A 26455-nucleotide genomic window follows, 5' to 3' on the forward strand; every position below is an offset into this window, starting at 1 on the left:
CCACCAAGCCCGCGCCCGCTGGTTCCACCACCGCACCCGACTCCGCCGCCGGATCCAACTCACATGACACCATCAAAGTGCGGCTGCCCTACTAGGGCAGGTCGCGCCGGGGTTGACCCCGCTGGACCTGGCCGGCCAAGCAACGGTGCGCGCTCTGGCCGATGCCGGGCTGAAAAAGTCCGATGTGGACGGTCTGTTCACCGCCTCCTCCTACTACCCGATGTCGGGCATGGACACCGCCGAGTACCTGGGCATCAGGCCGAAGTACGTCGACGGTTCGACCATCGGCGGCAGTTCCTTCGTCTCGCACGTGCTGCACGCGGCTGCGGCGATCAACGCCGGGATGATCGAGACGGTGCTGATCGTCTACGGCAGCACCCAGCGCTCCGACGGCGGGCGGCTGGTCTCGCCGTCCAAGCCCAACCCGTACGAGGCGCCCTACCGGGCCCGCCACCCGATCAGCATGTACGCGATGGCCACCGCGCGGCACATGCACCAGTACGGCACGACCCGCGAGCAACTGGCCGACGTCGCCGTCGCCGCGCGGCAGTGGGCGCAGCTCAACCCGGTGGCATTCGCGCGCGACCCGCTGACCCGCGAGGACGTGCTGGCGGCGCGGATGATCAGCGATCCGCTGACGAAGCTGGACTGCTGCCTGGTCACCGACGGCGGCGGCGCGGTGGTGCTGACCAGTGCGGATCGCGCCCGCGACCGGCCCGGGAAGCCGGTGTTCCTGCTCGGTGCGGGCGAGGCCGTCTCGCACCGCAGCATCTCGGCGATGCCGGACCTGACGGTCACCGCGGCGGCCGAGTCCGGCGACCGGGCGTTCGCGATGGCCGGGCTCGGGCCGCAGGACGTCGACGTGGTCGAGCTCTACGACGCCTTCACCATCAACCCGATCCTGTTCCTGGAGGACCTCGGGTTCTGCGCGAAGGGCGAAGGCGGCTCGTTCGTCGCCGAAGGCCGCATCGCGCCGGGCGGCAAGCTGCCGGTGAACACCAACGGCGGCGGGCTCTCCTACTGCCACCCCGGCATGTACGGGATCTTCACCATCATCGAGGCGGTGCGCCAGCTCCGCGGCGAGTGCGGCGCACGCCAGATCGAGGGCGCCGACGTGGCATTGGCGCACGGCAACGGTGGCGTGCTGTCCAGCCAGGTCACCGCGATCTTCGGCACCGAAAGCGCGCTCTGAAGGAGGATGTTGATGCTGCAGGACAAGGTCGTGGTGGTCACCGGTGGCGGTAAGGGAATCGGCTTCGCCATCGCCGAGAACTTCGTCGCCCAGGGCGCGAAGGTGGTGCTAGCCGACATCGACGGAGCTCAGGCCCAGAAAGCCGCGGAAGAACTCGATGGACCCGCGCTCGGCGTGGACTGCGATGTGACCGATCCGGACGCGGTGCAGGCGGCGATCGAGGCGGCCACCAGCGAGTTCGGTTCCCTGGACGTGATGGTGAACAACGCGGGCATCACCCGCGACGCCACCATGCGCAAGATGAGCCTCGACGACTTCGAAGCCGTCCTTGACGTGCACGTCAAGGGTGCGTGGCTGGGCACCCGGGCCGCGGCGGCGGTGATGCGCGAGCAGGGCAGCGGATCGATCGTGAACATCTCGTCGATCTCCGGCAAGGTCGGCATGATCGGCCAGACCAACTACAGCGCGGCCAAAGCCGGCATCGTCGGCCTGACCAAAGCAGCGGCCAAGGAGGTCGCGCACAGGGGCGTGCGGGTCAACGCGGTGCAGCCGGGCCTGATCCGCACGGACATGACCGCGGCCCTGCGCGAGGACGTCTGGAACGCCAAGCTGCAGGAGATCCCGATGCAGCGCGCGGGCGAACCGTCCGAAGTGGCCAACGTGGTGTTGTTCCTGGCCTCGGACCTGTCCTCCTACATGACCGGCTGCGTCCTGGAGATCACCGGCGGCCGCCACATCTGAACCCATCGGGCGGGGCGCACCACCATGCGCTCCGCCCGATGGAGATTCCAAATTTCCCTAAAATTGGGAAACCCGCTCAGCCCCCGGGCGGTTCGGCGTGGCCGTCGAGTTCGGCGAGGATGGCCTGCGTGTGCTCCCCGACCTCCGGGATCGGGTCCATGCGCGGCTCGCGCCCCGGCACCGTCACCGGAGGCAGCAGGGTGCGCAGCGGTCCGGCCGGAGAATCGACCTCGCGCCAGCGGTCACGCGCCTCCAACTGCGGGTGATCGGCGAATTCGGCGACGGTGCGCATCCGGGCGTTGGCGATGCCGACCTGCTCCAGCCGCTGCTCGATCTCCGCGCTGCTCATCGTCGCGAACACCGCCTCGATGGCGACGCCCAGCTCGAAGATGTTCGCCACCCGCTTCGGATTGGCGTCGAACCGCGGATCGCTGGCCAGCTCCGGCTGTTCGAGCACCTGCTCGCAGAACTTCACCCACTCCCGCTCGTTCTGCACGCCGAGGAACACCTTCCCGCCATCCCCCGCGGCGAACGGCCCGTAAGGCGCGATGGCTGCGTGCCGAGCTCCAGCCCGTGCCGGAGCAGCGCCGCTGTAGGAGTAGTAGTAAGGGAATCCCATCCACTCGCCCAGCGCATCGAACAGCGACACCTCGAACGCCGTGCCCTGCCCCGTGCGCTCGCGCTCGTACAGCGCGGTGAGCACGCCGGTGTAGGCGTACATGCCGCCCGCGATGTCCGCGGTCGAGATGCCGGTCTTGGCCGGCTCCTCGGGACTACCGGTGATGGACACGAGCCCGGTCTCGCACTGGATCAGCAGGTCGTAGGCCTTCTTGTCGCGGTACGGCCCCGAACTCCCGTAACCGGACAGGTCGCACACGATCAGCCGCGGGTTCTTCTCCCTCAGCTCGGCCGCACCCAGGCCGAGTCGAGCGGCCGCGCCCGGCGCGAGGTTCTGCACGAACACGTCCGCGCGGTCCAGCAGTTTGTCCATGACCTCGCGATCGGCCTCAGCCTTGAGGTCCAGGACGATGCTCTCCTTGTTGCGGTTGATCCACACGAAATGACTGGACAGCCCCTTCGCCGAGGTGTCGTAGCCGCGGGCGAAGTCCCCGGTGGGGCGCTCCACCTTGATCACCCGCGCGCCGAGATCGGCCAGTTGCCGGGTGGCGAACGGGGCGGCGACCGCCTGTTCCAGGGACACCACGGTCACGCCTTCCAGCGGAAGCATCGACCCGTTCTCCTTCCCACCGAGGATTTGTACGGCCAATCTCAGGTCAGCATTGCCCGCATGCCAGCTGCGTGTCAATGCCGCTACACGCCCTGCGAGCAACTATGGCCGTACATATCTCGGTGACTATTGCCCGCCCGAAACGAGTATTGACCGGTCAATTCACGGCGAGCTAGATTCCCCTCGTGGCAACCCCGGCCTACCTGCGCATCCGCACCGAACTGGAGCAGCGGATCCGCTCCGGCGTGTTGCCGCCCGGCACCCGGTTGCCGACCGAGGCCGAGCTGCAGCAGCAGCACTCGGTCAGCCGCGCGACCGCGCAACGGGTGCTGAGCGAGCTGGCGCAGGCCGGGCTGGTGGAGCGCCACCGGCGGCGCGGCACCTTCGTCGCCGAAGGGGCGCGGCAGGAGAGCCTGCTGCGCGTGGTGAATCCGGCGTTGCAGGGCCCGGAGATCCCGGGTCGGCACGCGGTGGAGTCGGCGGCAGTGATCCCGGCGTGCGACGCCGACGTCGAACTACCCGGCGTGCTCGACGACGCGCCGGTGAACCAGCTGCGGCGGCTGAAGTTCGACGTGGACGACAACCCGATCGCCGTCGAGCTCTCCGCGGTCCCGTTCTCGCTGGCACCACGAATGCTGGACGAGGACCTGGCCCACCTGACCGTGCACGACTACTTCGCCCGCACCGGCGTCCCGGCCGCGAAATCCCGCGTCTACATCGACCCTGTCCTGCTCGACGAGGCCAATGCGACCCGGCTGCACCTGCCCGCTGGTGGTGCGGTGATCCGGCTGCGCAGGCTGACCTGGCTGACCGACGGCAAGCTCGCCGAAGCCATGTGGCACATCATCCGCCCCGATCTGGTCGAGTTCTACCTAGAACGAACTGTTCTGTCCACATCGGACTCCTGATCCGGCTCTGCCTCAATCCTAGAACCCGACGCAACGCAATTTCCCGTGACAGTTTTGCCTAAAACTGCGCCATCTCAGCGTTCCTGGAGGGATCATGAGCAAACCTCGCGTCGCAGTGATCGGAACCGGCGTCATCGGCGCCATGACCGCCTGGAAGCTCGCCGAGCGCGGAGCAGACGTGCTCGCCTTCGACACCCACTCCCCCGGCCACGACCGCGGTGCCTCCGCCGGCGAGTCCCGCATCTTCCGCACCGCCTACAAGGAAGGATCGAACTACGTCCCGCTGCTCCAGCGATCCGAGCGGCTGTGGCGCGAGCTCGAACGCACCGCGAACGCCGATCTGCTGACGATGTGCGGAGGCCTGACCATCGGCCCACCGGACCACCCCGACGTCGCAGCAGTGCGGCAGTGCGCCGAGGAACAAGGGCTCGACCACGAGGTCCTCGACACCGAAACCGCCCGCCAGCGCTATCCCCAGCACCGGATCGACGACGACGAGGTCATGCTGTTCGACCCGGCCGCAGGAGTGATGCGCCCCGAACCCGCGGTGCAGGCCACGTTGCGAGCCGCCGAGCAGGCAGGCGCCGAGATCCTCCCCTACCACCGCATCACCGACGTCGCCGAAACCGCACGGGGATGGCGAATCGCCAGTGAGGGCAAGGAATTCGACGTCGACCACGTTGTGTTCGCCCCCGGACCGTGGACACGCGACCTGGAACCGCTGCACGCACTGCCCATCGAGATCCGGATCATCACCGCCTGCTGGTTCACCGCGCACGACACCGCCGTCCACCTGCCGGACCGGATGCCGGTCGGGATCCGCCGCCACCGCGAGATCGGGTTCTCCTTCTTCCCCGTTCTGGACGGCGTTTCGATCAAGATCATCCCGCACTACCTGGACCGGGAAACCCTGCGAGATCCGGATGATCTGCCGCGCAGCGCCGACCCCGAGTACGCCCGCGCGGCCGCCACAGCGGCAGAACGGCTGCTGCCCGGCGTGACCCCGCACCCGATCCGCATCGGCACCTACGCCGAGGGATTCACCCCGGACGAGCACGCCCTGCTCGGTCCGCTGCCCGGCCACCGCAACGCCACGGTCATGACCGGTTTCTCCGGCCACGGCTTCAAGCTCTCCCCCGTCTTCGGCGAGATCGGCGCCGATCTCGCGCTGCGCGGAAGCACTGAGCACGACATCGCCCAGCTGGACCCCAGTCGCTTCACGCGCAGATGACCACCGGAGGCGAATCATGCCCGCAGGATCGACCGGACAGATAATCGGGATCATCGTCGCCAGCCTGCTCGTGATCGGCTTCGGCGCGGCCATGTCCATCCACTTCGGACGGAAGGCGAAGAACTCGCAGGACTGGCTCTCCGCGGGCGAGTCGCTGCCGCTGATCGTCGTGATCATCACCCAGTTCGCCACCGCCACCGGCGGCGGGGTGCTGATCGCGCACGTCGGCATCGGATACAAGTCTGGCTGGTCGGTGTTCGTCTACGAGGGCTGCGTGCTGGTCGGCTTCCTCGTGCTGATGCTGATCGCGAAGTGGTTGCGGCAGCAGCGCTTCACCACCGTGCCGGACGTCATCACCCGCCTGTTCGGGCAGCACAAGCTGGTCACCGCCATCGCCGCACTGGCCGCACTGGTGGTGCCGTTCGGCTGGCTTGCCACCCAGTTCGTCGCCTTCGCACAGCTCTTCGGACAGCTCACCGGGGTCTCGCCGACCGTGCTGATCCTGCTGATCATGGCGGCATCGCTGCTGTTCGTGCTGCCGGGCGGGCTGACCTCGGTGGCGTGGACGGACTTCGTGTTCGGCATCTTCATGATCGTCATGTCGCTCGGCGTGGCGGCCTACGCCGTCCACCTGGCGGGCGGCTGGGGCCGCATCACCGAGACCGTGCCGCAGCGACTGTGGGGCTGGGAGGGCCTCACCGCCGTCGGCTGGGAGCAGATCTGGCTGTGGGTCGCGGCGATCCTGCCCGGCACGCTCACCAACCAGCTCTACTACCAGCGGGTTTTCGCCACCAAGAAGATCTCCGACGCCCGCCGCGGGCTCGGGCTGTCCGGCCTGACCATGCTCATCGGTGGCACCTACGCCGGTTGCATCGGGCTGGCGGTGCACTCGATGAACCCGGCTCTGACCAACGAGGAAGACGCCGCGGGCTGGCTGCTGACCCAGCTGCCGACCTGGCTGGTGGTCATCTTCGGCGCGTTCCTGGTGTCGACGATCGTGTCCACCACCGGTGCCGCACTGCAGTCCGTGGTGGCCAACCTGACCCGCGACGTGTACCAGAACATCGTCGGCAAGGAGCAGAGCGAACGGCAGACGGTGTCGCTGTCCCGGCTGATCACGGTCGGGGTGTCGATCCTGGCCGCGGTGCTGGCGATCCTGTTCCCCAAGGCGCTGACCTGGCTGGTCGCCACCTACGCCTACTCGGCGGCCGCGCTGGCCGCACCGATCTTCCTCGGCTACGCGCTGCACCAGCGCCGCCGCCTCGCCCCGATCGCCGCGATCAGCAGCATGATCGCCGGCATCGTCGGGTGCGCCGTCGCGCACGTTCTCGACACCACGGTCCCGTACGCGGTCTACGGAATCGGCGCGTCGGCGGTGGTGCTGCTGGTAATCGCGTTCGCCACGCCGGGGAAGCCCAGTGCAGATGTCCGCAGTGAACTAGTGAGGGAAGCATGAAGATCGCCGTGATCGGCCTCGGTGTGCTGGGCGCAAGCGCTGCCCGCGCGCTGGCGCTCGCGGGTGCCGAGGTGACCGTCTTCGAACGATCCGCACCGCTGGCCGGAACCTCCGGCACGTCGTTCGCCTGGACCAACTCGCACAACAAGAACCCGCGCTCCTACCACGATCTCAACGTCGCGGGCATGGCCGAACACGCCGAGCTGGCGAAGGGACCAGCGAACTGGTTCGTGCGCAATGGGAATCTGGAGTGGGCCGAGGACTCAGAAGGAGCCGAACGGCTCGCAGCCTCCGTCTCCGAGCTCACGGGCCGCGACTACCCGGTGGACTGGATCACGCCACAACAAGCCCGCGACCTCGTGCCCGACCTGCGACTACCGTCCAGCGTCCACGACATCGCCTACTACCCCACCGAAGGCCACATCTTCCCAGCACTGCTGGTTGCCCGGCTGTGGGGCGAAGCCCGGGAACGCGGCGCCGAACTCCGCTGCCCGGTAACGGTGCTCGGCGTGTCCGAAGTGGACGGACAAGCCAGCGTCGAGTTGTCCGACGGAAAAGCCGATTTCGACGCAGTACTGCTAGCAACAGGCCGCTGGACCGAACCCCTGACCGCATCATCCGGACACCGAATCCCGATGGCCGACCCGGACGCAGCAGGTTCAGCAACCGTCGGCCTGCTCGGCTACACCCGCCCCCTCACAACCCGCCTGGACCGGGTCCTGACCACGCCGCACCTCAACGTCCGCCCGGACGGCGCAGGCCGCTTGATCCTGCAAGGCCTGGACCTCGACGCACACGCAGACCCGGCCAACCCACCGTCCCCCAACGGCGACCACGCCCGAACCCTCTGCAACCGCCTCAACAACCTCCTCGCAGGAACCGAAGGCGCAGCCCTGGATTCCCTACGAGTAGGCCAACGCGCAATGCCCGCCGACGGCCTCACCATCGCCGGATTCCTCAACGACAAAGCCAAGATCTACACCCTGGCAACCCACAGCGGCATCACCTTGGGCCCCCTGCTCGGCCGCCTAGCCGCCCAAGAACTCCTCACCGGCGACCAAGAAGACGCACTGACCGACTTCCGCCCCCAACGCCTCATCGGCCAGTCCGACACACCCCCGCTGAAACCAGCCCGCTTCGCCGGCCAGCAGTAACCCGACCAGGCGACAGGAACCACCAGGGCAGACCTGGCCACGATCAGGTGAGGTGGCGGCGGAGGAAGTCGAGGGTGCGGGGCCAGGCCGTTTGGGCGGATTCTTCGTGGTACGAGGCGGGGTTCTGGTCGTTGAAGAAGGCGTGGCCGGCCGGGTAGAAGTAGATCTGCGGGCGGACCTGGGACTGCTGCTGGATCTTGTCGCGGAGTTCGCCGACCGCGTCCTCGCTGATCGTGCGGTCGTACTCGCCGAAGTGGCACAGCATCGGGGCGGTGAGACCGGAGAAGTCGGTGTCGGTTACCGAGGGCATGCCGTAGAAGGGTACCGCTGCGCCGACCCGGTCGCCCTGCTGCGCGGCGAGCACGATCGCGAACTTGCCGCCCATGCAGAACCCGACAGTGCCGACCGACGAGCTGCTCACCTGCTCGTGCCCCAGAAGGAAGTCGACCGCGCCTGCCAGGTCGCGGGCCGCGCGGTCAACCGGCAGCTGCTGCATCAACCGCGCGGCTTCCTGGCCGTCGTGGGTGGTGTGCCCGCCGTAGAGGTCCGGGGCGAGCGCGACGAATCCCTCTGCCGCCAGCCGGTTCGCCACGTCCGCGACGTGGTCGGTCAGCCCCCACCACTCCTGGATCACCACCACGCCCGGCCCGGTGCCGGACGGTGTCGCCAGGTAGCCGTGCGCGGTGCGCCCGTTGCTGGGGAAGCTGACGTTCTGGTGGGGGTTCGTCACCTTGGTACTCCTCTGACCGGACCGGTGGGCTGACTGGCACATGGTCGCGCCGGGCCAGGCTGATCGCACGTGCTCTGCCGGGGCGTCGACACCCGGGCAAGATCAACACCGTATCGAGGCACGCCCCGGCTGCCAACCGCCGATCAGTCGGAGATGACCTGATCGAGGACGGTGGTGAACGCTTCGCGGTCCACGCTGGCCGGGTCCTCGGCCAGCCAGCGACCGATCTCGCGGACGAACTGCGCCGGGGTCATCGGCGAGACCTGCCCGTCCTGCTCCACGGTGGTCACCTCACCGGAACGGCTCGGGTAGATCAGCACCGCGCCGCGCACCTCGACGCCGGGCAGCAGTTCCTCGAACGCCTCGACGCCTTCGGTCAAGCGGGTCGCGCCGCCGCGGAACGGATGGCCGTTGCGCCACAACGTGCCGTCCTCGTCGGCCGTGTAGTGGCCGGGCAGCCAGGTCTTGGACTCCACCAGCACGAGCCGGCGCCCGCACAGCACCGCGTGGTCGACGTCCTCGAACACTGAGCCGGGCCAGGCCAATCCGTGGAACACCCGCACCCCGGGCAACCGGGTCAGGTACTTGGCGCACAGCTCGGCGGTCAGCTGCTGCGCGCGGTTGTCCGGATCAGCAGTGTCGCGCAACCCGAAGGTCCGGCGTCCGCCGAAGTCCGCGGCGAACAACCGGTCGGCGCGGTGCGCGTGGATGTGCCGGCGCAGCAGCACCACGATCACCGCCCCGGACGTCACCAGCAGCGCGAGCCAACCGGCCAGCAGCGCGGCGGTCAGATCGACGGCCAGCCCTGCCGTCAGCAGCAGCGACCAACCGCCCACCAGTGCGAGCGTGGGCATGCGCTCCGGGCCGACCATCGGCAGGTACCGGATGCGCGCGTCCGGGTCGACGCCGTCCCACCACGCGATGTCGTCCAGCCGCAGTCGGGGCAGCCGCGGCACGTAGTTCGGGTCGTCGCCGAAGGTCCGGCGGGTACGACGAACCTTCGGCTCCGGGCTGCGCCGCTCTCCCCCACCGCCGTCGTAGCTCGCGCGGCGCACGGGATCGTTGAGGGTTTCGTAGGCCTCTTGCAGCAGGCGGAAGGTTCCCGCGGTGCCACCGACGTCGGGGTGCATGCTGCGGGCCAACGTCCGGTACGCGGACTTGATCTCGGTGGCGCTCGCATCCGGCTGCACGCCGAGCAGCTCGTAATAGTCGACCCCGCGCACGGCTCTCCTGCCTCCCACGACTGCGCGGCCATGATAGGGCTTGCGCCGAAAGCAAGATCAACCGCGTTGGGGTGTTTCGTCGACGAGCTCCGCTACGTCCTGCCCTCGGGTGACGTGGGCGCCGTCGACGAGCAGGAACCGGCTCACCGTGCCCGGGTTGTCGACCTTGACCGGGTTGTAGGTCTTGACCGCCTCGATCACGGCGATGGTCTGGCCCGCGTCGACGTGGCCACCCTCGCTCACGTACGGGTCGGCTTCGGGGGCCGGTCGCCGGTAGAAGACGCCCGGTTGCTGAGCCTTGACTGTGGACATGCTGGTAACCGTGCGCGCGGCGAGCGCCGACCGCCACTCGTGCGTGCGCACGGCGAACGCGAAAAACCCGCTGACCTTCGGGTCAGCGGGCTCTTCCACGCGGATGGCCGGGACGGCTGGGCCGCCCCTCCCTTTTGACCACCCGGAACAGCCGGGCTCGGTCCTCGGTGGCGCCTCGAACCGGCTCGGCTAGCTGTGCGGTGCACCGTCGGATTCGCGTTCCGGAGCAGGGAGGGAGCTCCGGACGACTCGTCCGACACCGCCAAGTCCATCGCCGGCGGGATCAACGCCCACCGGTGCTGCGGATCACTCTAGCCGAAGTTCCGCGCCGTGGGACCACGACGTGACGGACAGCTCGCCGCAACCCAACCAGGACAGACCGGACATCACCGAACCGGACCTTTTCGCACATTTGACACTCAGGAAAAACGGCAGGTCAAAGCGGGTGTAACGGTCTTCCGGAACGAAAAACCGGCCCGCGGAGTCGTGGTGTTCACACTTGTTTGACACCAAGGTGAGGCTTACCTAGGTTTCGGTTCGCCCGCAGTCACACAAAGAGGGAGCGTGAATGCTACTCAGTAATGCCCTGATCGGCCTGCGGGAAGGTCTGGAAGCCGTCCTGGTGGTCAGCATCCTGGTCGCCTTCCTTGTCCGCACCGAACGCCGCCGAGCCCTGCCACTGGTCTGGATCGGCGTCTCGGTGGCGGTGGCGCTGTCGGTCGGCCTCGGCGCGCTGCTGACCTACACCGCGGCGTCGCTGAGCTTCGAAGCCCAGGAGACCTTCGGCGGGATCGCCTCGATCGTCGCCGTCGTGTTCGTCACCGGGATGATCTTCTGGATGCGCAAGGCCGGTCGCAGCCTGGCAGCACAGCTGCGCGGCCAGCTCGACGGCGCGCTGGAGCTCGGCCCGGCCGCCGTGATCACCGTGGCGTTCCTGTCGGTGGGGCGGGAAGGCATGGAGACGGCCGTGTTCTTCTTCTCCAGCGTGCAGTCCGCGGGCGGCGGCACCGTGCTGCCGCTGATCGGCTTCGTCGTCGGCATCGCGCTGGCGGTCCTGCTCGGGTTCCTGCTCTACGCCGGAGCCGTGCGGATCAACCTCTCCAAGTTCTTCACCGTCACCGGCGTGCTGCTGGTCTTCGTCGCCGCCGGGGTGCTCGCCTACGGCCTGCACGACTTGCAGGAGGCCGGACTGCTGCCTGGCCTGCACACCCTCGCCTTCGACGTGAGCGCCTACGTTCCGCCGACCTCGTGGTACGGCGCGCTGCTCAAGGGCATCTTCAACTTCTCGCCGCAGACCACGGTCCTCGAAGCCATCGCCTGGCTGGGCTACGTCGTGGTCGTGCTCCCGCTGTTCCTCCGCCCGCACCGCAGCGCCGCTGCCGCCCAGCCCGCCACCACCCCCTCGGAAGTGACCGAATGAGCAACCACACCCGCGTTCTGGTTCCCGCTGCGCTCTGCGCCACCCTGCTCGCTGGATGCGGCTCGCAGCAGGACGCTGCCGGCGCGATCACCGTGCAAGCCTCCGACGACGCGTGCACGCTCTCCGCGGCGTCGGCTCCGGCCGGCACGATCCACTTCCAGGTCACCAACGCGGGCAGCCAGGTCACCGAGTTCTACCTCTACGGCGACGGGGACCGCATCATCAGCGAGGTCGAGAACATCGGCCCCGGGCTCACCCGCCAGCTCGTCGCCGAGGTCCCGCAGGGCGGCAAGTACACCGCCGCGTGCAAACCGGGGATGCACGGCGACGGCATCCGCACCGACTTCACCGTGACCGGCGCGGCCGCCGCCCAGGACGGTGCCGCGGCGCAGGCCGTGGCCGCCTACAAGGGCTACGTCGACGGGCAGGCCGCGGAGTTCGAGACGCGGACCGGGCAGTTCGTCGACGCGGTCAAGGCCGGCGACGTCGAACGAGCCAAGCAGCTCTACGCCCAGACGCGCGAACCGTGGGAGCGCATCGAGCCGGTCGCGGAGAGCTTCGGCGACCTGGACCCCAAGATCGACGGCCGCGAGGCGGACCTGGAGCCGGGCCAGGAGTTCACCGGGTTCCACCGGTTGGAGAAGGACCTGTGGGTCACCGGGCTGCAGCCGGACTCCGCCGCCATCGCCGACCGGCTGATGACCGACGTCCGCGACTTGGTGGCGCAGGCCCGGACCGTGGAGCTGACGCCGACCGGCATGGCCAACGGCGCCAAGGGGCTGCTCGACGAGGTCGCCACCGGCAAGGTCACCGGCGAGGAGGAGATCTTCTCGCACACCGACCTGTGGGACTTCCAAGCCAATGTGGACGGTGCCCGCGAGGTGATCACCGCGCTGCGCCCTGTGCTGACCGACAAGGACCCGAAGCTGCTGGCGACCCTGGATGAGAAGTTCGCCGCGGTCGACGGCCTGCTGGCCCGCTACCGGGACGGTGCGGGCTTCAAGCCCTACACCGACCTCAACCCCGACCAGGTCCGCGAGCTTGCGGCGGCGGTCGACGCCCTCAGCGAGCCGCTGAGCCAGACCGCGGGCGCGGTCGCGCGATGACCGGAGTGTCGCGCCGCCGGTTGTTCGGCATGACCGGCGCCGGGCTCGCGCTCGCCGGTGCGGGTGCCGGAGCCGGCTACTTCACCGGGCGCCACGACGAGACCACGCAGACCGAGCCGTTCCGCGGTCCGCACCAGGCGGGCATCACCACGCCCGCCCAGGACCGGATGCACTTCGTGGCCTTCGACGTGACCACCACCGATCGCGGCGAGCTGATCGACCTGCTGCGCGAGTGGACGCAGGCAGCCGAGCGGATGACGGCCGGGCTGGAGGCGGTCGAGCACGGCGCGGTCGGCGGCGCGGCCGAGGCTCCCCCGGGCGACACCGGCGAGGCGCTGGATCTGCCGGCCTCCTCGCTGACGCTCACGATCGGCTTCGGGCCGTCGCTGTTCGACGGGCGGTTCGGCTTGGCCGACCGCCGTCCGGCCGCGCTGGCCGACCTGCCGCACTTCCCCGGCGACAACCTCGACCCGAGGCGCAGCGGCGGCGACCTGTGCGTGCAGGCGTGCGCGAACGACCCGCAGGTGGCGGTGCACGCGGTGCGCAACCTGGCGCGCATCGGTTTCGGCCGGGTGGCGGTGCGCTGGTCACAGCTCGGCTTCGGCCGGACCTCCACCACTTCGCGGTCGCAGACCACACCGCGCAACCTCTTCGGCTTCAAGGACGGAACCAACAACCTCAAGGCCGAGGACACCGCCGAGCTGGACCAGCACGTCTGGGTGCAGCCGGGCGACGGTCCACAGTGGATGGACGGTGGGAGCTACCTGGTGGCCCGCCGGATCCGGATGCACATCGAGACCTGGGACCGCGCTCCGCTCACCGAGCAGGAGACGATCGTCGGCCGCACCAAGGGCAGCGGCGCTCCGCACGGCGCGGCCGAGGAGTTCGACCCGGTGGATCTGAAGGCGAAGGGCCCGGACGGCGTACCGCTGATCGCCAACGACGCGCACATCCGCCTCGCCGCACCCGAGCGGCACGGCGGTGCGCGCATGCTGCGCCGCGGCTACAACTTCACCGACGGCTCCGACGGTCTCGGCCGCCTGGACGCCGGGCTGTTCTTCGTGTGCTTCAACCGGGACCCGCGCACCCAGTTCATCCCGGTCCAGAACCTGCTGGCCAAGAGGGACTCGATGTCGGAGTACCTGGAGCACAACGGCTCAGCACTCTTCGCCTGCCCACCCGGAATCCGCGACGGCGAGTACTGGGGCCAGTCCCTGTTCGCCTGAGCCCGGCCGGTCAGGCGGTGTCGAGCTGGGACCGGTCCCGGGTGCCTGTCGTCGCACATCCTCGCCGGAGGCCGCCATCATCGGGTGCTCCCATGGGCGGCCGCCGCGCTGAAGCTGCCGCCCAACCTACCGGCGCCACGTCCTAGCTGTGCAGAACTCCGTTGCCTGAACGACTACTCACGAGTGCGCCGTCGGCAGACGTTGCGCGTCCTGGTTGTTCCGGCGTGGCCGAAGACGGTCGGCACTGGTGTTCGGGCCGAGCACGTACATCCGCGTCGTGTTCGAACGCGCCCAAGCGGCGGTGGGGCGGAGCCCGCGGAGCGTCCGGACCCGCCGTACCCGACCGCTGTTGAGGAGCACTTCCTCCTCTATCGGGTTCACGTAGATGATGCGCATCGTCCTCGGCGCGCGGTCCACCGACTCGACCAGCCTGCCGAGGACGTCGGCGAAGATCTTGCCGGTGAACGCGTTGTAGAAGAACACCACGGTCACGTCGTTCGGGATCTCGTATTCCAGCGCATCGGCGCAGATCAGCGAGACCTCGCCACAGCGTTGCCGTGATCTGTTGCCCACGACGTTCTTCCTGGCGAGGCGGGTCAGCTGCGCGGAGAGCTCGACTCCGATCACGCGCTGGAACGGGTACTGCATCGCTTGCAATACGACGCGCCCCATGCCCGAGCCGAAGTCGAGGAAGACGTCGTGGCGGCACACCTCCCGCTTCGGCAGGATCCGCCGCAGCGTCAACCAGCCCGCGGGCTGGTACCGATTCCGGCTGTCCCCACCGATGCCCAGCTCGTCGAGCTCGACGATGCCGGAGGTCCGGACCCCGTAACGGCGTTCGAAGAACACCTCGCCCGCCGCGTCCCGAAGCCAGAGGTACGGGGCCTTGAGCAAAGCCGCAATGCCATGCCGCACGTCCATGCCTCCCAGTGCCCGTCATCAGCTGCTCGGGTGCACCCACGATAGCCGTTTCCGACAGGGCAAGCGTTTTGAGAAGAACCTGGTAGCCCACAAGACTGGCTGATGGCGTCGGTGCCGGAGATCGGTCTGCCCAGCGGCCCACCGCACTTTAAACTCCCGTCAAAACGGCAACTGACCACTGCGCGAATCGACTGGGCGTCCCTACACCGGAGGTGCACTGTGTTGACGACGCGTCGTTGGAAGGAATCCGCCGTCACAGCGGTGGCTTCGAGCAGTCCGCACCAAAGTTCCCTGGACGCGTGGGACCAGCTGGTGTCGGAAACACCGGGCAGCGACGTAAGCCAGTTGCACGCGTGGGCCAGGGTTCGGCGTGCAGCGGGATTCGCACCGCTGCACGTATTCGCGTACCAGGATGGCGATCTCGTCGGAGGAGCGTTGATCCTCCACCGTCGGATCCCTGCGGTCGGCGCCGTGGGCTACATCGCCTACGGCCCGGTCATCGCGGTGAACACGCCAGTGCGCGAGGAGACGCGGAGCGTTCTGGTGCGGGCGTTCGCCGATCTGGCACGCAGTCCACTTCGGATGCTGTTCATCCAACCCGCGGAAGGGACCGACGATGTGCGAGACGAACTCCTCCGCCGGGGATTCAGGCCCTCGGAGGTGGAGGTCGCGCCAGCCGGGTCGGTTCGCGTCGACCTGCAACCCTCGCAGGAGGAGCTGCGACTCAGCCTGCGCGACCAGCGGTTGCGGAAGCTGGCGCGGACGAACAAGTGGGAGGCCAAGGGTGTGCGAGTCCGCATCGGCGACGCGCACGATCTACCCGCTTTCGCCGAACTGCACGCCTGCACCGCCGCCAACCAGGGGTTCGAAGCGTTCTCACTGGACTACATCCGCAGCCTCTACGCCGCGCTGGCACCCGACCACGTGTCGCTCTTCCTGGGCGAGATCGATGGCGTGCCCGTTGCGGGGCATCTCTACACCCGATGCGGCTATGCGCTGAAGTTCCGCCTCACCGGGTTCGACCGGACGCGGGACACGGCCGGGGTCGGGATACCTGGCGTGCTGCACTGGGAAGCGCTGTGCTGGGCCAAGCAGAACCAGTACCGGTGGTTGGACATGGGCGGGGTGCAACCGAGTTTGCTGCGATTGATGTCCGGTGGCGGTGACGGGGCCAAAGACATCCCCAGCCACGTGTGGTTCAAGATGCGGTTCGGGGGACGCCCGCACCTGTACCCGCCGCCGGTCGAGCTGATCAGCTCACCGGTGGTGCGCGTCGCCTACGACGTGGTCCGGCACGCGTCGATCGGTCGGCGTCTCATCAGCGGGTCACTCCGCGCGTTGCGCAGCGGACGAACACCTCCGCGCAGCGACCGGGTCGGAGCCTCCGCCTGACGAAGGCGTTGCTGGGAGCCCTGGCTCACACCGTCAAGACCGCACCGGAGTTCGCATCCTCGCTCCCGGCGAGGATCAGCAGTTTCGACCACAGCATGGTCGAGTTCACCGCGGACGCGACCAACGAGGCGATGATCGCGCCACCCCACCCGTGGGACGGGATGAGCACCACGTTGAGGACGATGTTCAGCACGGTGCTGGTCAGCATCGAAGCAACCCGGAACCGCTGGTGCCCGATCGCGGTCATCGCGGTGGCGACGTAGGACTCGAGGCCTACTGCCAGCGGCCACACCGCCAGCATGCGCAGAGCGTCGGCCGCAGCGGCGTAGTCGGAGGAGAGAACGGACATCGCCGCCGGGCCTGCCACCAGGATCCCCACCGCCACGATCCCTCCGTAGAGCGCCGCCAGGAACGTGATCCGACGGGCGATCTCGCGTGCGTCGGTGACCGAGCGAGCGCCAGCGGCGAAGAAGCGGGCGTTGGACGACGCGATGAGTGCTTTGAGCGGCGTGACCGCCACGTTGATCAGTCTTGTCGCGGCCCCGTAGATGCCCGCGTCCGCGCTGGTTCCGATGCGCAGCAGGAGCATCACGTCAGCCGACTCGCGGATCTTGTCCGCCCCGAAACCGACCGAGTAGGAAAAGCCCAACCGCACCTCCGCGAAACGCGGCGGGCGGAAGCGGATGATGGTGCCACCAGGAGAGCCACCGATCATCAGTTGCGACACCAGCCCGGTGAGCGCTGCGGAAGCGAGGTGGAGCCACGCCCACTCGGTCAAGGTGGCGTCGGGGTGGAAGACCACGAGACCGGTGGCGGCGAGCAGTCGGCTCGCGCCTTGGAGCAACCGCATCGCGGCGGCACTGCGGAGCTTCTCGGTCGCCTGACTCGCAAAAGCGGCTACCTCTTGCAAACCTCCGAACACGATCTCGGCGAGCGCGAGCGGCACCAGCACGAGCAACGGGCACTGCGGGAGCAGGATGTGTTGCAGAGACGCCAAAATGCACACCGTGGCAAGACCGCCCACGATCACCATGCCGTTGGCGCGACCGAGGGCGTCGTGGAGATCGACGCCCTGGCCGGCTACGCGGGCGAGCAGCAGATAACCGGTACCGGCGCTGGCGAAGGGCAGCAAGAACCACAGCATGCCGAGGGTGCCGACGTAGACCCCGTACTCGGACGGTGCCAGCAGGTGCGTGATGACCACGAAGGTGACTACCGACGCCAGCAGCTTGGCGGCTTCGGCGGCGAACGCCCAACCCGTGTTGCGCACCAACGACGAGGCGACGGGGAGCCGAAACCGGGGGAACTGCTGCCCCAGGCTCTGGCGGGTCACCTCTTCGTCCAGTCGTGCAACGCGCGGTCGTGCACTTCGAGCGTCTGCTCGGCGATCGAGTCCCAGTTGAGATCCGACTCGCACCGCGCCCGCGTGCCCGTCGCCAGCCGCGAGCGCAGCTCCCGATCGTCCAGCAACCGCGCCAGTGCCGCGGTCAGAGCGGAGATGTCGTCAGGCGGAACCAGGAGTCCGTCGCCGCCGTCGACCACCGCCGTCGACAGACCACCGACCGAGGTCGCCACCACTGGGACCCCCAGACCGCAGGCGAGTGCCTGCACACCGCTCTGCGAAGCTTCGAGGTAGGGCAGGCACACCACCGCAGCCTGGCCGAAAAGCCCAGGTACCTCGTGCTTCTCGATGAAGCGGTCGAACACCTCCAACCGGAGTGGCGGACGTGCCCGCGCGCAGTAGCGATCAAGCGCCTCCCCCCTTCCTGCGATCGTCAGGGTGAGTCCCGGGCGGGTCGCCGCGAGTCGGTTCATCGCCTCGACCAGGCGGTCCAATCCTTTGTAGGGCCACACCCGCCCGAAGAACAGGACGCCGCCCTGCTCGGGATGCGCGTCGTCGACTTCGAACCGATGGCCCGGCAGCCGCCGGTACAGCGAACCCAGTTCGCCGTGCTGCACCACGGCAACGCGATCCGCGGGAGTTCGCCAGGTCCTGACCAGATCACGGCGAAGTGCGCTGCTGTGCGTGATGAAGCGATCGATGCTGTTCTGCTGCACGCGGAGGGAAAGGTGCCCTCCCGGAACCTTGGTTCCGTCACCGGGATGCGGGGTGACGTCGTGGACCGTCACGACCTTCGGCATCCGCCGCGGTGAGCGGAGCTGCGCGAGGTTGAAGAACGGATCATTGCTCTGCTGGACGTGGACCACATCTGCTCCCACGGCCGCAGCGACGCGGTCGATCCTGGGCACGGCCCGCCAGCGGCGGGGATCCCGTCCTCGGCGGTGCGGGTAGACGAACGTTCGCACATCACCGGACAACGAGTCGCGCATGCTCCCGTGGAGACGACTGCTGTGGAGCAGCGTCACCCGCGTGCGTTCGGAAAGCGCGTTGGCCAGGCACGTCACGTAGTCGTCGTAAGCGTCGTGCACCAGGAGAACATGGCGAATCCCGGTTGCTTCCATCACCGACTCACACCCCCTCTGCCCGATCGCTGCCGAGCACGTGTCCGACGCTCATCTCCGATCCGCTGACAGGTCCGCGACGTGGTCCGGCCACCGCCGTCGAGGACCGCTGCGGTCCGAGCACATCGCCTCCCCGCCGGGCCGCAGCATCATTGGCGACAGCCGCGAACGCGCCGGCAAGCACGACGATGGGCAGCGACGGTTGCTCGATCAGCGCTTCGGTGAGTCCGTTGATGAAGAGGAACAGCACCAGGCTGTCCCGGCCGAGGTCCGGCACGCGCCGCGCGACCGCCACGTACGAAACGCACGCTGCGACCACGAGTCCGAGGCCGATCATCCCCTGCGTGAACAACACGTGGAGGAAGGCGTTGTGCGCGGTGAAAGCGCGCCAGGCGAGGTCACCGTCACGTGCGATGTCGTCGAAGACGACTTCTCCCGCTGCGGTGCCGAATCCCGTTAGCGGTACGTCCACGACGCGGTGCAGCGCGGCCCACCAGATGTCGGTCCGCCCGGTTCCGGTGGCGAGATCTCGCGACCCGTCGGCCAGCAGCACCACGCCGACGACGACCGCGAGCATGGCGAACCCGCTGCTGACCGCGGCAAGATGGGGCTTCCCGCGCCAGTGGCGGATGATCGCGAAGCCGGCGACACCGGCCAAACCGATCAGCGCCGTGCGGGTTTCGCTCAACACGACCGCCACGGCTCCCGTGCCGATGCACGCCGCACCGAGCAGCGCGTTCCTCCTCGATCGCGGGAAGACCAGCACCCCGAGGACGATCGCGATCGCCCCGATCCGCCCCAGGTGGGTGGGGGACCAGGAAAACCCCGCCAACCGCGACCCGAGCCACGCGACGTCCTGCGCGCCTACGACCGAATACGCCATGCTCCCGAGTAGGAAGACCAGGCACGTCCAAGCGATTGCGGTGGTCCAGCGCGTCCAGCCGTACAGCGAGACGAAGCACGCGCTGAACAGCCAGCAGGACACGATCCCCACTGCGATCAGCATGCCCGAACCGTTGAGCGACGACACGGACCAGGCCGCCGCCACCAGCGTCCACACCATCCAGGCCGCGGTCCAGGACAACGGCGGCCTCGTGATCACCTCGGCGAGCCCAGGTGATCGAACCACGAACAGCACCAGCGGAAGCACCCACACCACGGCCAGCAGTGCCCACCTGATGGGCCCCTGCCCCAAGCCGCCCAACGACGTGGCGTTGACTTCGGAGAAGAGCACGAGGGCAACCAGTGCGGCCGTGGCCAGCCACGGCAGACGATCGTTGTTCATGTCACGTCCCGCTGGTCCCGGGTGATCCGCTCCCCACTGGCGTCCGGTCGGCTTCGATCGGCGCAGGCACCGGCAACTCCTCCTGCTTCGCAGCCGGTTCCTCGGAGACGCGGCTGCGGGTGCGCAGCACGATTCCGAGGACTTGGACTCCGTGGCCGGCCAGAGCTGAAATCGCCCGGCGCAGGGCCCGCTGCCGGGTGCGCTTGGCGGTAGCGCTGATCACCACCACTTCGGCGAGCCGTTCGGGAAGTCGGGTACGACCAGCGTCGTCGATCGGCCCCAAGTGCACGATCATCAGGTCCGCCGACTCGCTCAGCTGCTTGAGGAACGGCACGAGCCCGTCTGCCAGCACCGCGGAGGCGACCGCGACGCGGGGTTCTACCTGCAGGTGCACCCCGCGCGAGTCAGCCAGGGCCGAGTCGACGTGCGCGACCAGTTCATCGGGACGGCGGTGGTGGTCGGACAGCAACTCGGACAACGACAACGTCCGGCCCGCCGGCGATTCCGCCTCGGTGCCAACGGTGACGACACGGCCACCGGCCGCCCGGATCCCGTGGACGAGCTCCGTGACCGTGTCCCACGATTCGGCCTCGCGGGCTTCGGCGACGCCCAACACGCAGCGAGGCGGTCGCACCTCCAGAACCCGCTCGGTCAGGACGAGCGGATCGGACTCCCCCGGACCGGAAGTCGCTGTGATGAGCGGAAGATCCCCGACACCAACGGAGCGCGCGTGGCGCGTGCTCCGGATTCGCGCGTAGCGGCTGTCGTAGAACACCGCGGCAAGTGCGGTGACCAAAGACGCCGCCAGCGCGCCGAGCAGGCCCTGCTTGCCGACGTCGGCCCTCGCGGCGGCGGTTACCTCCGCGCTGCGCAGGACTTCGACGTTGCCGGTCGCACCTTTGACCAGATCCATCGCCGCTTCCTCGCGTTCGCGCAGCAGCACTGCCCGGAGCGCTAGTTCTCCCGACCGTCGGTCTTGAAGCTCGGCGTCGTTCTGGCCGTCCAGGGCCGCCATCTGCCTGTCGACTTCGGCGAGCCTCGTGTTCGCCTGATCCAGCCGTGTTTGCCCGTTGCGTTGGATCCGTTCCCGGGATTGCGCAACGAGCAGCTCCCCGGCGACATCCGCCGCGGAAACGGCACCGCGGTTGCTCGATGCGCGTGCGACGACGTTGACGTAGGCCTGGTCAACGGGCTTGTCGACGCGGACGTCCACCAATTCCTCGCCCGTGGGAAGCCGGTCGGCGACCTGCCTGCGGAAGTCCGGTTTGGACGCGAATTCGACGAGGCGTTCCCGCTCGGCGTCGTAGAACGGCCATTGGACGCGCTCGGTGATGCCAACGCGGGAGGTGGCGGTCGTAGGATCAGCGCGCGAGTAGGACGCCAGCACGACCCCGGCTCCGGTCAGCGCGCCGACCAGCACGACGAGGCCGAAGTAGCGGAACACGACCGTGCGCAACTCGCGCACCGGCCGCAGGTGTTGGGCTGCGGCTCCCCTGCTTCGCCCGTCGTTCGACGTGGCACTGGTGTCGTGGCGTTTCAACTGATTCCCCCAAACCAGCAACAGCGCTAGTGCTGCGCAGCCGTGCAGCGGGCTACGGCTTTGTCGTAGAGTTCTTCGAATCTGGCGGCGACCCTGGTCGTGGAGAACTGCTCCTCGACCTTGTGCCGACCTCTCCACCCGGCCGAGGTGGCTCGCTCAGCGTCCGTCAAGTAACCGATGAGCGCCCGCGCCAGGGCGTCGGCGTCACCCACCGGTACCAACCCCTCAGGTTCGGCGATCGTGCTGGGAATTTCGGCGATCGGCGTCGTGATGACCGGTCGACCGGCCGACATGGCTTCGAGCACGAACATCGGTTGTGTCTCGGCCCGGCTCGGGAGCACCGCCACTCGGCAACCATCGAGTTCGGCCAGCACCCGTTCCCGCAGAACAGCACCGGCAAAGGTCAACCCCCGCAACGACGGGATCGGAATGTCCCGCGGCTTGCCGAGAACGACGAGTTCCGCGCCGGGCACCGCCGCCACCACGCGAGGCCAAGCGTCGAAGAGGACATCGGCGCCCTTCCGCGCGCTGACCTCACCCGCGAACACGACGCGCGGTGGGCAGGAGCCCGCCGGGGCCACCGATTCCCTGAGCAGCACGCAGTTGGGCAGGACGCTGATGTCGACATCATGGCCGACGACGTCGCGCATCAGCGCCGCGGATTTCTCGCCCAGCGAATGAATCACGTGGGCACTCCGGAGAACCTGGCGCAGCCGCCTCGGATTGGTCCGCACTTCCTGTTCCAGCTGGCTCGCGTGCATGGTCGCCACCGTCGGCAGCCCCAGCATCCGGCTCATCCGCAGCAGACCGCCTTCCCGCACTAGCGATCCGCGGTCGGCGAGGTGGACGTGCACCACAGGGCACTGCGACCGAGTCGACGTCCGCAACAGCGCGAGGACGGACGGGAGCAATCGCTCCAAGGATTTGAACCGCGTGTGCAACGTGGCTGAGGCGGTGAATCGGACGCTGTACCGTTGCAGCGGAAGGTGGGCGTAGGCGGCGAGTACCGACGCCATGCCACCTCCGCCTTCCTCACCGATCCGCGGCCCGAAGTGGTGCACGATCCTCGGCGCGGTGAGGTTGTCCGACCGGCCGACCGGCCGACCGGCTCCGCGTGGGTCAACGATGGTCTCGCTCACGACTCCCCCATTTCGATCGTTCTGTATGTTCGACGGGTCGCATCGAAGTGGTCCAACGCCAGCGCGACCAGGACCACGACGGCGAAGCCCAAACAGCCTCCAGCCACGATGTCGGTGGCGTAGTGCAGGTTCAGCAGGATCATGGACGCGACCATCGCGGTCGCCACGCAGCCGAAACCGACGAACACCAGTCCACTGAGGATCGTGAGGACGGTGCGCGCGCGGTGGAACCCGATCACGCCCACGGCGGTCAGGAGTGCGACCACGGTGGTGGTGTGCCCGCTGGGCAACGCCCAGTAGTCGTTGATCGTGCGCCCGATCGGCGGTTTCAGCACTTGGCTGAGGATGATGGCGGCTGCGGGTCCGATCGCCGGGAGCAGCAGGTGCGTCCACCGTCCGCTGAGATATCCGACCCCGCAGACCAAGGCAGACGCGGCCAGCGCCGGCCGCGGGTTCCCGAATTCGCCGATGTCGTGCAGCGTTCGGATGTGCTGATCGGCGATGTGCGCTCGCAACCAGCGCTCAACGGCGAGGTCGAGTGCACTCGGAACCGCGTGCCCGGCATAGCGCACGCTGAGCGCGAGCAGGACCAGCAGGCACGCACCCGCGACCAGCGCCATCGGCCACCGAAGCGGCTGTGCGATCAGCATCGGCCCGGCTGCGTTCGGCGACGACCTCCCCCGCTCCTCCTGGCGGACGCCCGCGACTTTCACAGCCGCTCCACCTCCGGGGCGCGGATCCGGTTGCGAGTGTCGAACACCCGATCGGCGTGCCGCTCCATCAGCGCCCAGTCGAAGGTGTCGTGGTCGGTCAGGACGATCACCAGGTCAGCGCGCTCCATCTGCTCGGGGTCCCCCGGCACGATCGCCACCTCCACCGGAACCTCCGCTTCGTCGATCAACGGATCGACCGCGCTCAACTCGGCGCCGAGTGCGTGCAGGCGCTTGGCCACACCCATCGCCGGGGAATGCCGCGCATCGCTCGAATTGGGCTTGTACGAAAGACCCAGCAGCAGGATCTTGCTCCCGTTCACCGCCATGTGCCGCCGGTTGAGGTGCTCCACGGCACGTGCCACGACGTAGTCCGGCATGTGCTCGTTGACGTCGTTGGCGATTTCGACGAACCGGAAGGCCTTGCCCAGTGATCGGCGAACCTGCCAGGACAGGTACGACGGGTCGATCGGCAGGCAATGGCCGCCAACGCCAGGTCCCGGGGAGAACCGCATGAAGCCGAACGGTTTGCTGGCCGCCGCGTCGATCACCGACCACACGTCCACGCCCAATCCGTGGCAGTACATGGCCAGTTCGTTGACCAACGCGATGTTGACGTGCCGGAACGTGTTCTCCAGCAGCTTGGTCAGCTCCGCCTCGCGGGTGCCCAGCACCGGAACGGTGCGGTCGACGAGCTGGTCGTAGAACTCCCGCACGGCGCGCAGCGATCCACCGTCCACACCGGACACGATCTTGGGCGTGTTGTGGAACTGCCAGGTCGGGTTGCCCGGGTCGATCCGCTCCGGGCTGTAGCCGACGGCGAAGTCCGCGCCCGCGCGCAGACCAGAACCGGCTTCGAGGATGGGCACGAAGATCTCGTCGGTCGTGCCCGGATAGGTGGTGGATTCCAGGATCACCCGGCAACCCGGCGTGAGGTAGCCGGCGAGCGTCCGTGCGGCCTCCTCGATGAAATCCAGATCGGGGACGCCTTCGCGCAGCGGCGTCGGCACGCAGACCACGGCCGTGTCGAATCCCTCCATCGCGGTGTGATCGCAGGTGGGCAGATATCTCCCCGTCGCCAGAGCCGCGGCGAGCTCCCCGTCCCCGACGTCGTTGATGAACGTGCTGGCCCGGCCGAGCAGGTCGATCCGGCTCTTGTCGGTGTCGAAACCGACCACGTCGAAGCCGACTTCGACGGCGCGCATCGCGAGGGGCAGGCCCACGTAGCCCTGCCCGATGACGACCACGCGGTGGCCTGTGCTGGCGATCATGTTTCCCCCTCCTCGCACGAGCGACGTGCCCGCGGAGATTCGTTGCGGCATTGCGAAGAAGCTCCGGACCTAGCAGAAGTACCGGTACGGCAAAGGTTGAGCTAGAAGGTGAACGACCGGTCGTTCAGCCCGACGCGCTGCTGGCGGAACAGCGCCGGGCCGCGGCTGGTCAATCGGATGCACATGGCGATCAGCAGCATCGACACGGAAAGCACGGCCAAAGCGGCGCTCGCCAGCGAGACGTCCAACGCTCGCCGCAGCAGATCGTCCCATGTGGACGGCTTGGGGATCGCGATCAGCTCGTCCGGCGTGGTGAGCACCGGCAAGCGGTCGCCGGTGAGCCCGGGCTGGTGCAGCTCAGCTCGGTCATGCCCGAACACCTCGCAGGACCTCGCAGACCCGTGCCACCTCACCGTCGCTGAGCAAGGGGGACATCGGCAGGGACAGGATTTCACCGGCCGCCTGTTCCGCCACCGGAAGCCGTTCGCCGAACTCCGCGAAGGCCGGCTGCTGGTGGCACGGAACCGGGTAGTGCACGCCCCATCCGATCTGCGCGGCTGTCAGCGCTTCGGTGACCCGTTCGCGGTCTGCGGTGCGGACCACCGCGAGGTGGTGCACCGGCGCGGCGCCAGGGGCTACCGCGACCGGCGTGCACCAGTCCGGCAGCCAGGCGCGATAGCGGGCCATCACAGAACGCCGACGATCGTTGTCGCGGTCCAGCCTCGGCAGTTTCGCCAGCAGCACCGCCGCCTGGAGGCTGTCCAGTCGGCTGTTGCGGCCGGACACCTCGTGGCGGTGGCGGTCGCGCGCCGACCGACCGTGGTTGGCCAGTTGCCGGACCCGGTCGGCCAGCGCGGGGTCGTCCGTCACGACGGCGCCTCCGTCGCCCAGCGCTCCCAGGTTCTTGCCGGGATAGAAGCTGAACGCCGCGGCGTGGCCGGCACTTCCGGCACGCCTCCCGCCCAGCCGCGCGCCATGTGCTTGAGCGGCGTCCTCGATGAACGCCAGACCGTGGCGGGCTGCCACGGATGCCAGCCGCGGCACGTCGGCCAGCTGACCGAAGAGGTGCACACCGATCAGCGCTGCCGTGCGCGAATTGACCGCAGCAGCAACGGCATCCGGGTCCAAGAGCAGGGTGTCCTGGAGGACGTCCACGAACCGCGGCCGAGCGCCGACGGTGCGCACGGCCTCGGCGGTGGCGGCGAACGTGTTCGTCGGAACCACGACTTCATCGCCACGGCCGATGCCCAACGCGAGCAGGATCAGCTCCAGCGCATCGGTTCCATTCCCGACGCCCACGCACTTCGACGCCTCGCAGTAGGTCGCGAACTCATCTTCGAAGCGATCGATATCCGGACCGCCCAGGAAATTCCCATGCTGCACGACCGACTTCCAGGCCAGATCGAGTTCGTCCTGCAGCTCGCCGTGGATGGCTTTGAGATCCAGGAAAGGAATGGGCTGGTACGCCACAGTCATTGGTCACCTCGTGATTCAGATGCTGTCGTGCGGGAGTCCGACCACCGCGCGGCGAATACCGGCCCTGACGCTCGATGCGCGGACACGACTTCCACCGAGATCCGATTTGATCCGGATTGGACGCACACGATATTCACGCTTCTGATTCACAGCGTGGAATCGGCATACCGGCCGTCGAATGCGCGATGGCGCGGCGTGCGATGACGTGAAAGAACCCCCAGTGGATAGGAGCATATCGGTGCGTCTCCGCGAGATTCCAGCGAAAACACAATCTATCACCGGTCGAGTGATGTCGAACGAACGGCCCAGCATCGATCATGCGCGTCGTTTA

23 protein-coding genes and 1 pseudogene are annotated in these 26455 nt (G+C 68.3%); 10 read left to right on the forward strand and 14 right to left on the reverse strand.

Annotated elements, in window-relative coordinates:
- Positions 1 to 109: 109 nt before the first annotated feature.
- Positions 110 to 1192: pseudogene (locus tag ACWCO2_RS20015) on the forward strand (thiolase); the annotation flags it as partial.
- Positions 1193 to 1204: 12 nt separating this feature from the next.
- Positions 1205 to 1933 carry a 3-oxoacyl-ACP reductase FabG gene (gene fabG, locus ACWCO2_RS20020; RefSeq protein ID WP_450129248.1) on the forward strand — a complete coding sequence of 243 codons (729 nt, stop codon included), beginning with the start codon at positions 1205 to 1207 and terminating at the stop codon, positions 1931 to 1933.
- A 76-nt stretch (positions 1934 to 2009) separates the two neighbouring features.
- On the opposite strand, the gene ACWCO2_RS20025 is transcribed toward fabG, so the two are convergent.
- Complete coding sequence (locus ACWCO2_RS20025; protein ID WP_450129249.1) at positions 2010 to 3161, reverse strand: CaiB/BaiF CoA transferase family protein; 1152 nt, start codon at positions 3159 to 3161, stop codon at positions 2010 to 2012.
- 185 nt (positions 3162 to 3346) lie between these two features.
- On the opposite strand from ACWCO2_RS20025, the gene ACWCO2_RS20030 reads away from it, so the two are divergent.
- The 4 genes from ACWCO2_RS20030 (at position 3347) to ACWCO2_RS20045 (ending at position 7910) form a co-directional block, all read left to right on the forward strand.
- A complete protein-coding gene (locus ACWCO2_RS20030; RefSeq protein WP_450129250.1) occupies positions 3347 to 4069 on the forward strand; it encodes a GntR family transcriptional regulator in 723 nt (240 codons plus the stop codon).
- Between the two features lie 94 nt (positions 4070 to 4163).
- The gene (gene solA / locus ACWCO2_RS20035; RefSeq protein ID WP_450129251.1) at positions 4164 to 5300 is read left to right on the forward strand and encodes an N-methyl-L-tryptophan oxidase; all 1137 of its coding nucleotides are present in this window, start codon (positions 4164 to 4166) and stop codon (positions 5298 to 5300) included.
- A gap of 16 nt (positions 5301 to 5316) precedes the next feature.
- Positions 5317 to 6756, forward strand: a complete 1440-nt coding sequence (locus ACWCO2_RS20040; protein WP_450129252.1) for a sodium:solute symporter family protein — start codon at positions 5317 to 5319, stop codon at positions 6754 to 6756.
- Positions 6753 to 7910 (forward strand): NAD(P)/FAD-dependent oxidoreductase, encoded by a 1158-nt coding sequence (locus ACWCO2_RS20045; RefSeq protein ID WP_450129253.1) that lies wholly within the window; start codon positions 6753 to 6755, stop codon positions 7908 to 7910. Before ACWCO2_RS20040 ends, ACWCO2_RS20045 begins: the two co-directional genes overlap by 4 nt.
- Before the next feature lie 43 nt (positions 7911 to 7953).
- On the opposite strand, the gene ACWCO2_RS20050 is transcribed toward ACWCO2_RS20045, so the two are convergent.
- From ACWCO2_RS20050 to ACWCO2_RS20060, 3 genes are all read right to left on the reverse strand, one after another.
- The gene (locus tag ACWCO2_RS20050) at positions 7954 to 8640 is read right to left on the reverse strand and encodes a dienelactone hydrolase family protein (RefSeq protein WP_450129254.1); all 687 of its coding nucleotides are present in this window, start codon (positions 8638 to 8640) and stop codon (positions 7954 to 7956) included.
- Between the two features lie 143 nt (positions 8641 to 8783).
- On the reverse strand, positions 8784 to 9863 hold the full coding sequence (locus tag ACWCO2_RS20055; protein ID WP_450129255.1) for a J domain-containing protein: 1080 nt from the start codon (positions 9861 to 9863) through the stop codon (positions 8784 to 8786).
- A 57-nt stretch (positions 9864 to 9920) separates the two neighbouring features.
- A complete protein-coding gene (locus ACWCO2_RS20060) occupies positions 9921 to 10175 on the reverse strand; it encodes a biotin/lipoyl-containing protein (RefSeq protein ID WP_450129256.1) in 255 nt (84 codons plus the stop codon).
- Positions 10176 to 10743: 568 nt separating this feature from the next.
- On the opposite strand from ACWCO2_RS20060, the gene efeU reads away from it, so the two are divergent.
- The 3 genes from efeU to efeB are packed head-to-tail and all read left to right on the forward strand — an operon-like array spanning position 10744 to position 13927.
- The gene (gene efeU, locus ACWCO2_RS20065; protein WP_450129257.1) at positions 10744 to 11595 is read left to right on the forward strand and encodes an iron uptake transporter permease EfeU; all 852 of its coding nucleotides are present in this window, start codon (positions 10744 to 10746) and stop codon (positions 11593 to 11595) included.
- Complete coding sequence (efeO, locus tag ACWCO2_RS20070; RefSeq protein WP_450129258.1) at positions 11592 to 12701, forward strand: iron uptake system protein EfeO; 1110 nt, start codon at positions 11592 to 11594, stop codon at positions 12699 to 12701. Before efeU ends, efeO begins: the two co-directional genes overlap by 4 nt.
- Positions 12698 to 13927 carry an iron uptake transporter deferrochelatase/peroxidase subunit gene (efeB, locus tag ACWCO2_RS20075; protein WP_450129259.1) on the forward strand — a complete coding sequence of 410 codons (1230 nt, stop codon included), beginning with the start codon at positions 12698 to 12700 and terminating at the stop codon, positions 13925 to 13927. The genes efeO and efeB overlap by 4 nt, the downstream gene beginning before the upstream one ends.
- Before the next feature lie 177 nt (positions 13928 to 14104).
- Here efeB and ACWCO2_RS20080 read toward each other — a convergent pair whose 3' ends face one another.
- Positions 14105 to 14848 (reverse strand): methyltransferase domain-containing protein, encoded by a 744-nt coding sequence (locus ACWCO2_RS20080; RefSeq protein ID WP_450129260.1) that lies wholly within the window; start codon positions 14846 to 14848, stop codon positions 14105 to 14107.
- 435 nt (positions 14849 to 15283) lie between these two features.
- On the opposite strand from ACWCO2_RS20080, the gene ACWCO2_RS20085 reads away from it, so the two are divergent.
- On the forward strand, positions 15284 to 16240 hold the full coding sequence (locus ACWCO2_RS20085) for a lipid II:glycine glycyltransferase FemX (RefSeq protein ID WP_450129261.1): 957 nt from the start codon (positions 15284 to 15286) through the stop codon (positions 16238 to 16240).
- A gap of 25 nt (positions 16241 to 16265) precedes the next feature.
- On the opposite strand, the gene ACWCO2_RS20090 is transcribed toward ACWCO2_RS20085, so the two are convergent.
- The 9 genes from ACWCO2_RS20090 to ACWCO2_RS20130 all read right to left on the reverse strand — a co-directional run bounded on the left by ACWCO2_RS20090 (position 16266) and on the right by ACWCO2_RS20130 (position 26124).
- Positions 16266 to 17573 (reverse strand): lipopolysaccharide biosynthesis protein, encoded by a 1308-nt coding sequence (locus ACWCO2_RS20090; RefSeq protein WP_450129262.1) that lies wholly within the window; start codon positions 17571 to 17573, stop codon positions 16266 to 16268.
- Positions 17570 to 18703: a glycosyltransferase family 4 protein gene (locus ACWCO2_RS20095; RefSeq protein WP_450129330.1), complete on the reverse strand. Its 1134-nt coding sequence runs from the start codon at positions 18701 to 18703 to the stop codon at positions 17570 to 17572. The genes ACWCO2_RS20090 and ACWCO2_RS20095 overlap by 4 nt, the downstream gene beginning before the upstream one ends.
- Positions 18704 to 18710: 7 nt before the next feature.
- Positions 18711 to 19988, reverse strand: a complete 1278-nt coding sequence (locus ACWCO2_RS20100) for an O-antigen ligase family protein (RefSeq protein ID WP_450129263.1) — start codon at positions 19986 to 19988, stop codon at positions 18711 to 18713.
- A 1-nt stretch (position 19989) separates the two neighbouring features.
- Positions 19990 to 21528, reverse strand: coding sequence for a hypothetical protein (locus ACWCO2_RS20105; RefSeq protein WP_450129264.1), 1539 nt, complete (start codon positions 21526 to 21528; stop codon positions 19990 to 19992).
- Positions 21529 to 21554: 26 nt separating this feature from the next.
- A complete protein-coding gene (locus ACWCO2_RS20110) occupies positions 21555 to 22667 on the reverse strand; it encodes a glycosyltransferase family 4 protein (RefSeq protein ID WP_450129265.1) in 1113 nt (370 codons plus the stop codon).
- Positions 22664 to 23380, reverse strand: coding sequence for a phosphatase PAP2 family protein (locus ACWCO2_RS20115; protein ID WP_450129266.1), 717 nt, complete (start codon positions 23378 to 23380; stop codon positions 22664 to 22666). Before ACWCO2_RS20115 ends, ACWCO2_RS20110 begins: the two co-directional genes overlap by 4 nt.
- Complete coding sequence (locus ACWCO2_RS20120) at positions 23377 to 24648, reverse strand: nucleotide sugar dehydrogenase (protein WP_450129267.1); 1272 nt, start codon at positions 24646 to 24648, stop codon at positions 23377 to 23379. Before ACWCO2_RS20120 ends, ACWCO2_RS20115 begins: the two co-directional genes overlap by 4 nt.
- A 101-nt stretch (positions 24649 to 24749) precedes the next feature.
- Positions 24750 to 25028: a sugar transferase gene (locus ACWCO2_RS20125; protein WP_450129268.1), complete on the reverse strand. Its 279-nt coding sequence runs from the start codon at positions 25026 to 25028 to the stop codon at positions 24750 to 24752.
- Entirely contained in the window at positions 25015 to 26124 is a 1110-nt protein-coding gene (locus tag ACWCO2_RS20130) for a DegT/DnrJ/EryC1/StrS family aminotransferase (RefSeq protein WP_450129269.1), read from the reverse strand. The genes ACWCO2_RS20125 and ACWCO2_RS20130 overlap by 14 nt, the downstream gene beginning before the upstream one ends.
- Between the last annotated feature and the right edge of the window lie 331 nt (positions 26125 to 26455).

Source organism: Saccharopolyspora sp. NPDC002376 (genome assembly GCF_053593195.1).

What these genes read in the sequence shown, in the direction of transcription:
- ACWCO2_RS20080 (WP_450129260.1), bottom strand. Translation starts at nt 14,848, where the DNA reads ATGGACGTGCGGCATGGCATTGCGGCTTTGCTCAAGGCCCCGTACCTC.
- ACWCO2_RS20040 (WP_450129252.1), top strand. Translation starts at nt 5,317, where the DNA reads ATGCCCGCAGGATCGACCGGACAGATAATCGGGATCATCGTCGCCAGC.
- solA (WP_450129251.1), top strand. Translation starts at nt 4,164, where the DNA reads ATGAGCAAACCTCGCGTCGCAGTGATCGGAACCGGCGTCATCGGCGCC.
- ACWCO2_RS20120 (WP_450129267.1), bottom strand. Translation starts at nt 24,648, where the DNA reads ATGATCGCCAGCACAGGCCACCGCGTGGTCGTCATCGGGCAGGGCTAC.
- fabG (WP_450129248.1), top strand. Translation starts at nt 1,205, where the DNA reads ATGCTGCAGGACAAGGTCGTGGTGGTCACCGGTGGCGGTAAGGGAATC.
- efeU (WP_450129257.1), top strand. Translation starts at nt 10,744, where the DNA reads ATGCTACTCAGTAATGCCCTGATCGGCCTGCGGGAAGGTCTGGAAGCC.
- ACWCO2_RS20130 (WP_450129269.1), bottom strand. Translation starts at nt 26,124, where the DNA reads ATGACTGTGGCGTACCAGCCCATTCCTTTCCTGGATCTCAAAGCCATC.
- efeB (WP_450129259.1), top strand. Translation starts at nt 12,698, where the DNA reads ATGACCGGAGTGTCGCGCCGCCGGTTGTTCGGCATGACCGGCGCCGGG.
- ACWCO2_RS20100 (WP_450129263.1), bottom strand. Translation starts at nt 19,988, where the DNA reads ATGAACAACGATCGTCTGCCGTGGCTGGCCACGGCCGCACTGGTTGCC.
- ACWCO2_RS20060 (WP_450129256.1), bottom strand. Translation starts at nt 10,175, where the DNA reads ATGTCCACAGTCAAGGCTCAGCAACCGGGCGTCTTCTACCGGCGACCG.
- efeO (WP_450129258.1), top strand. Translation starts at nt 11,592, where the DNA reads ATGAGCAACCACACCCGCGTTCTGGTTCCCGCTGCGCTCTGCGCCACC.
- ACWCO2_RS20025 (WP_450129249.1), bottom strand. Translation starts at nt 3,161, where the DNA reads ATGCTTCCGCTGGAAGGCGTGACCGTGGTGTCCCTGGAACAGGCGGTC.
- ACWCO2_RS20045 (WP_450129253.1), top strand. Translation starts at nt 6,753, where the DNA reads ATGAAGATCGCCGTGATCGGCCTCGGTGTGCTGGGCGCAAGCGCTGCC.
- ACWCO2_RS20095 (WP_450129330.1), bottom strand. Translation starts at nt 18,703, where the DNA reads ATGGAAGCAACCGGGATTCGCCATGTTCTCCTGGTGCACGACGCTTAC.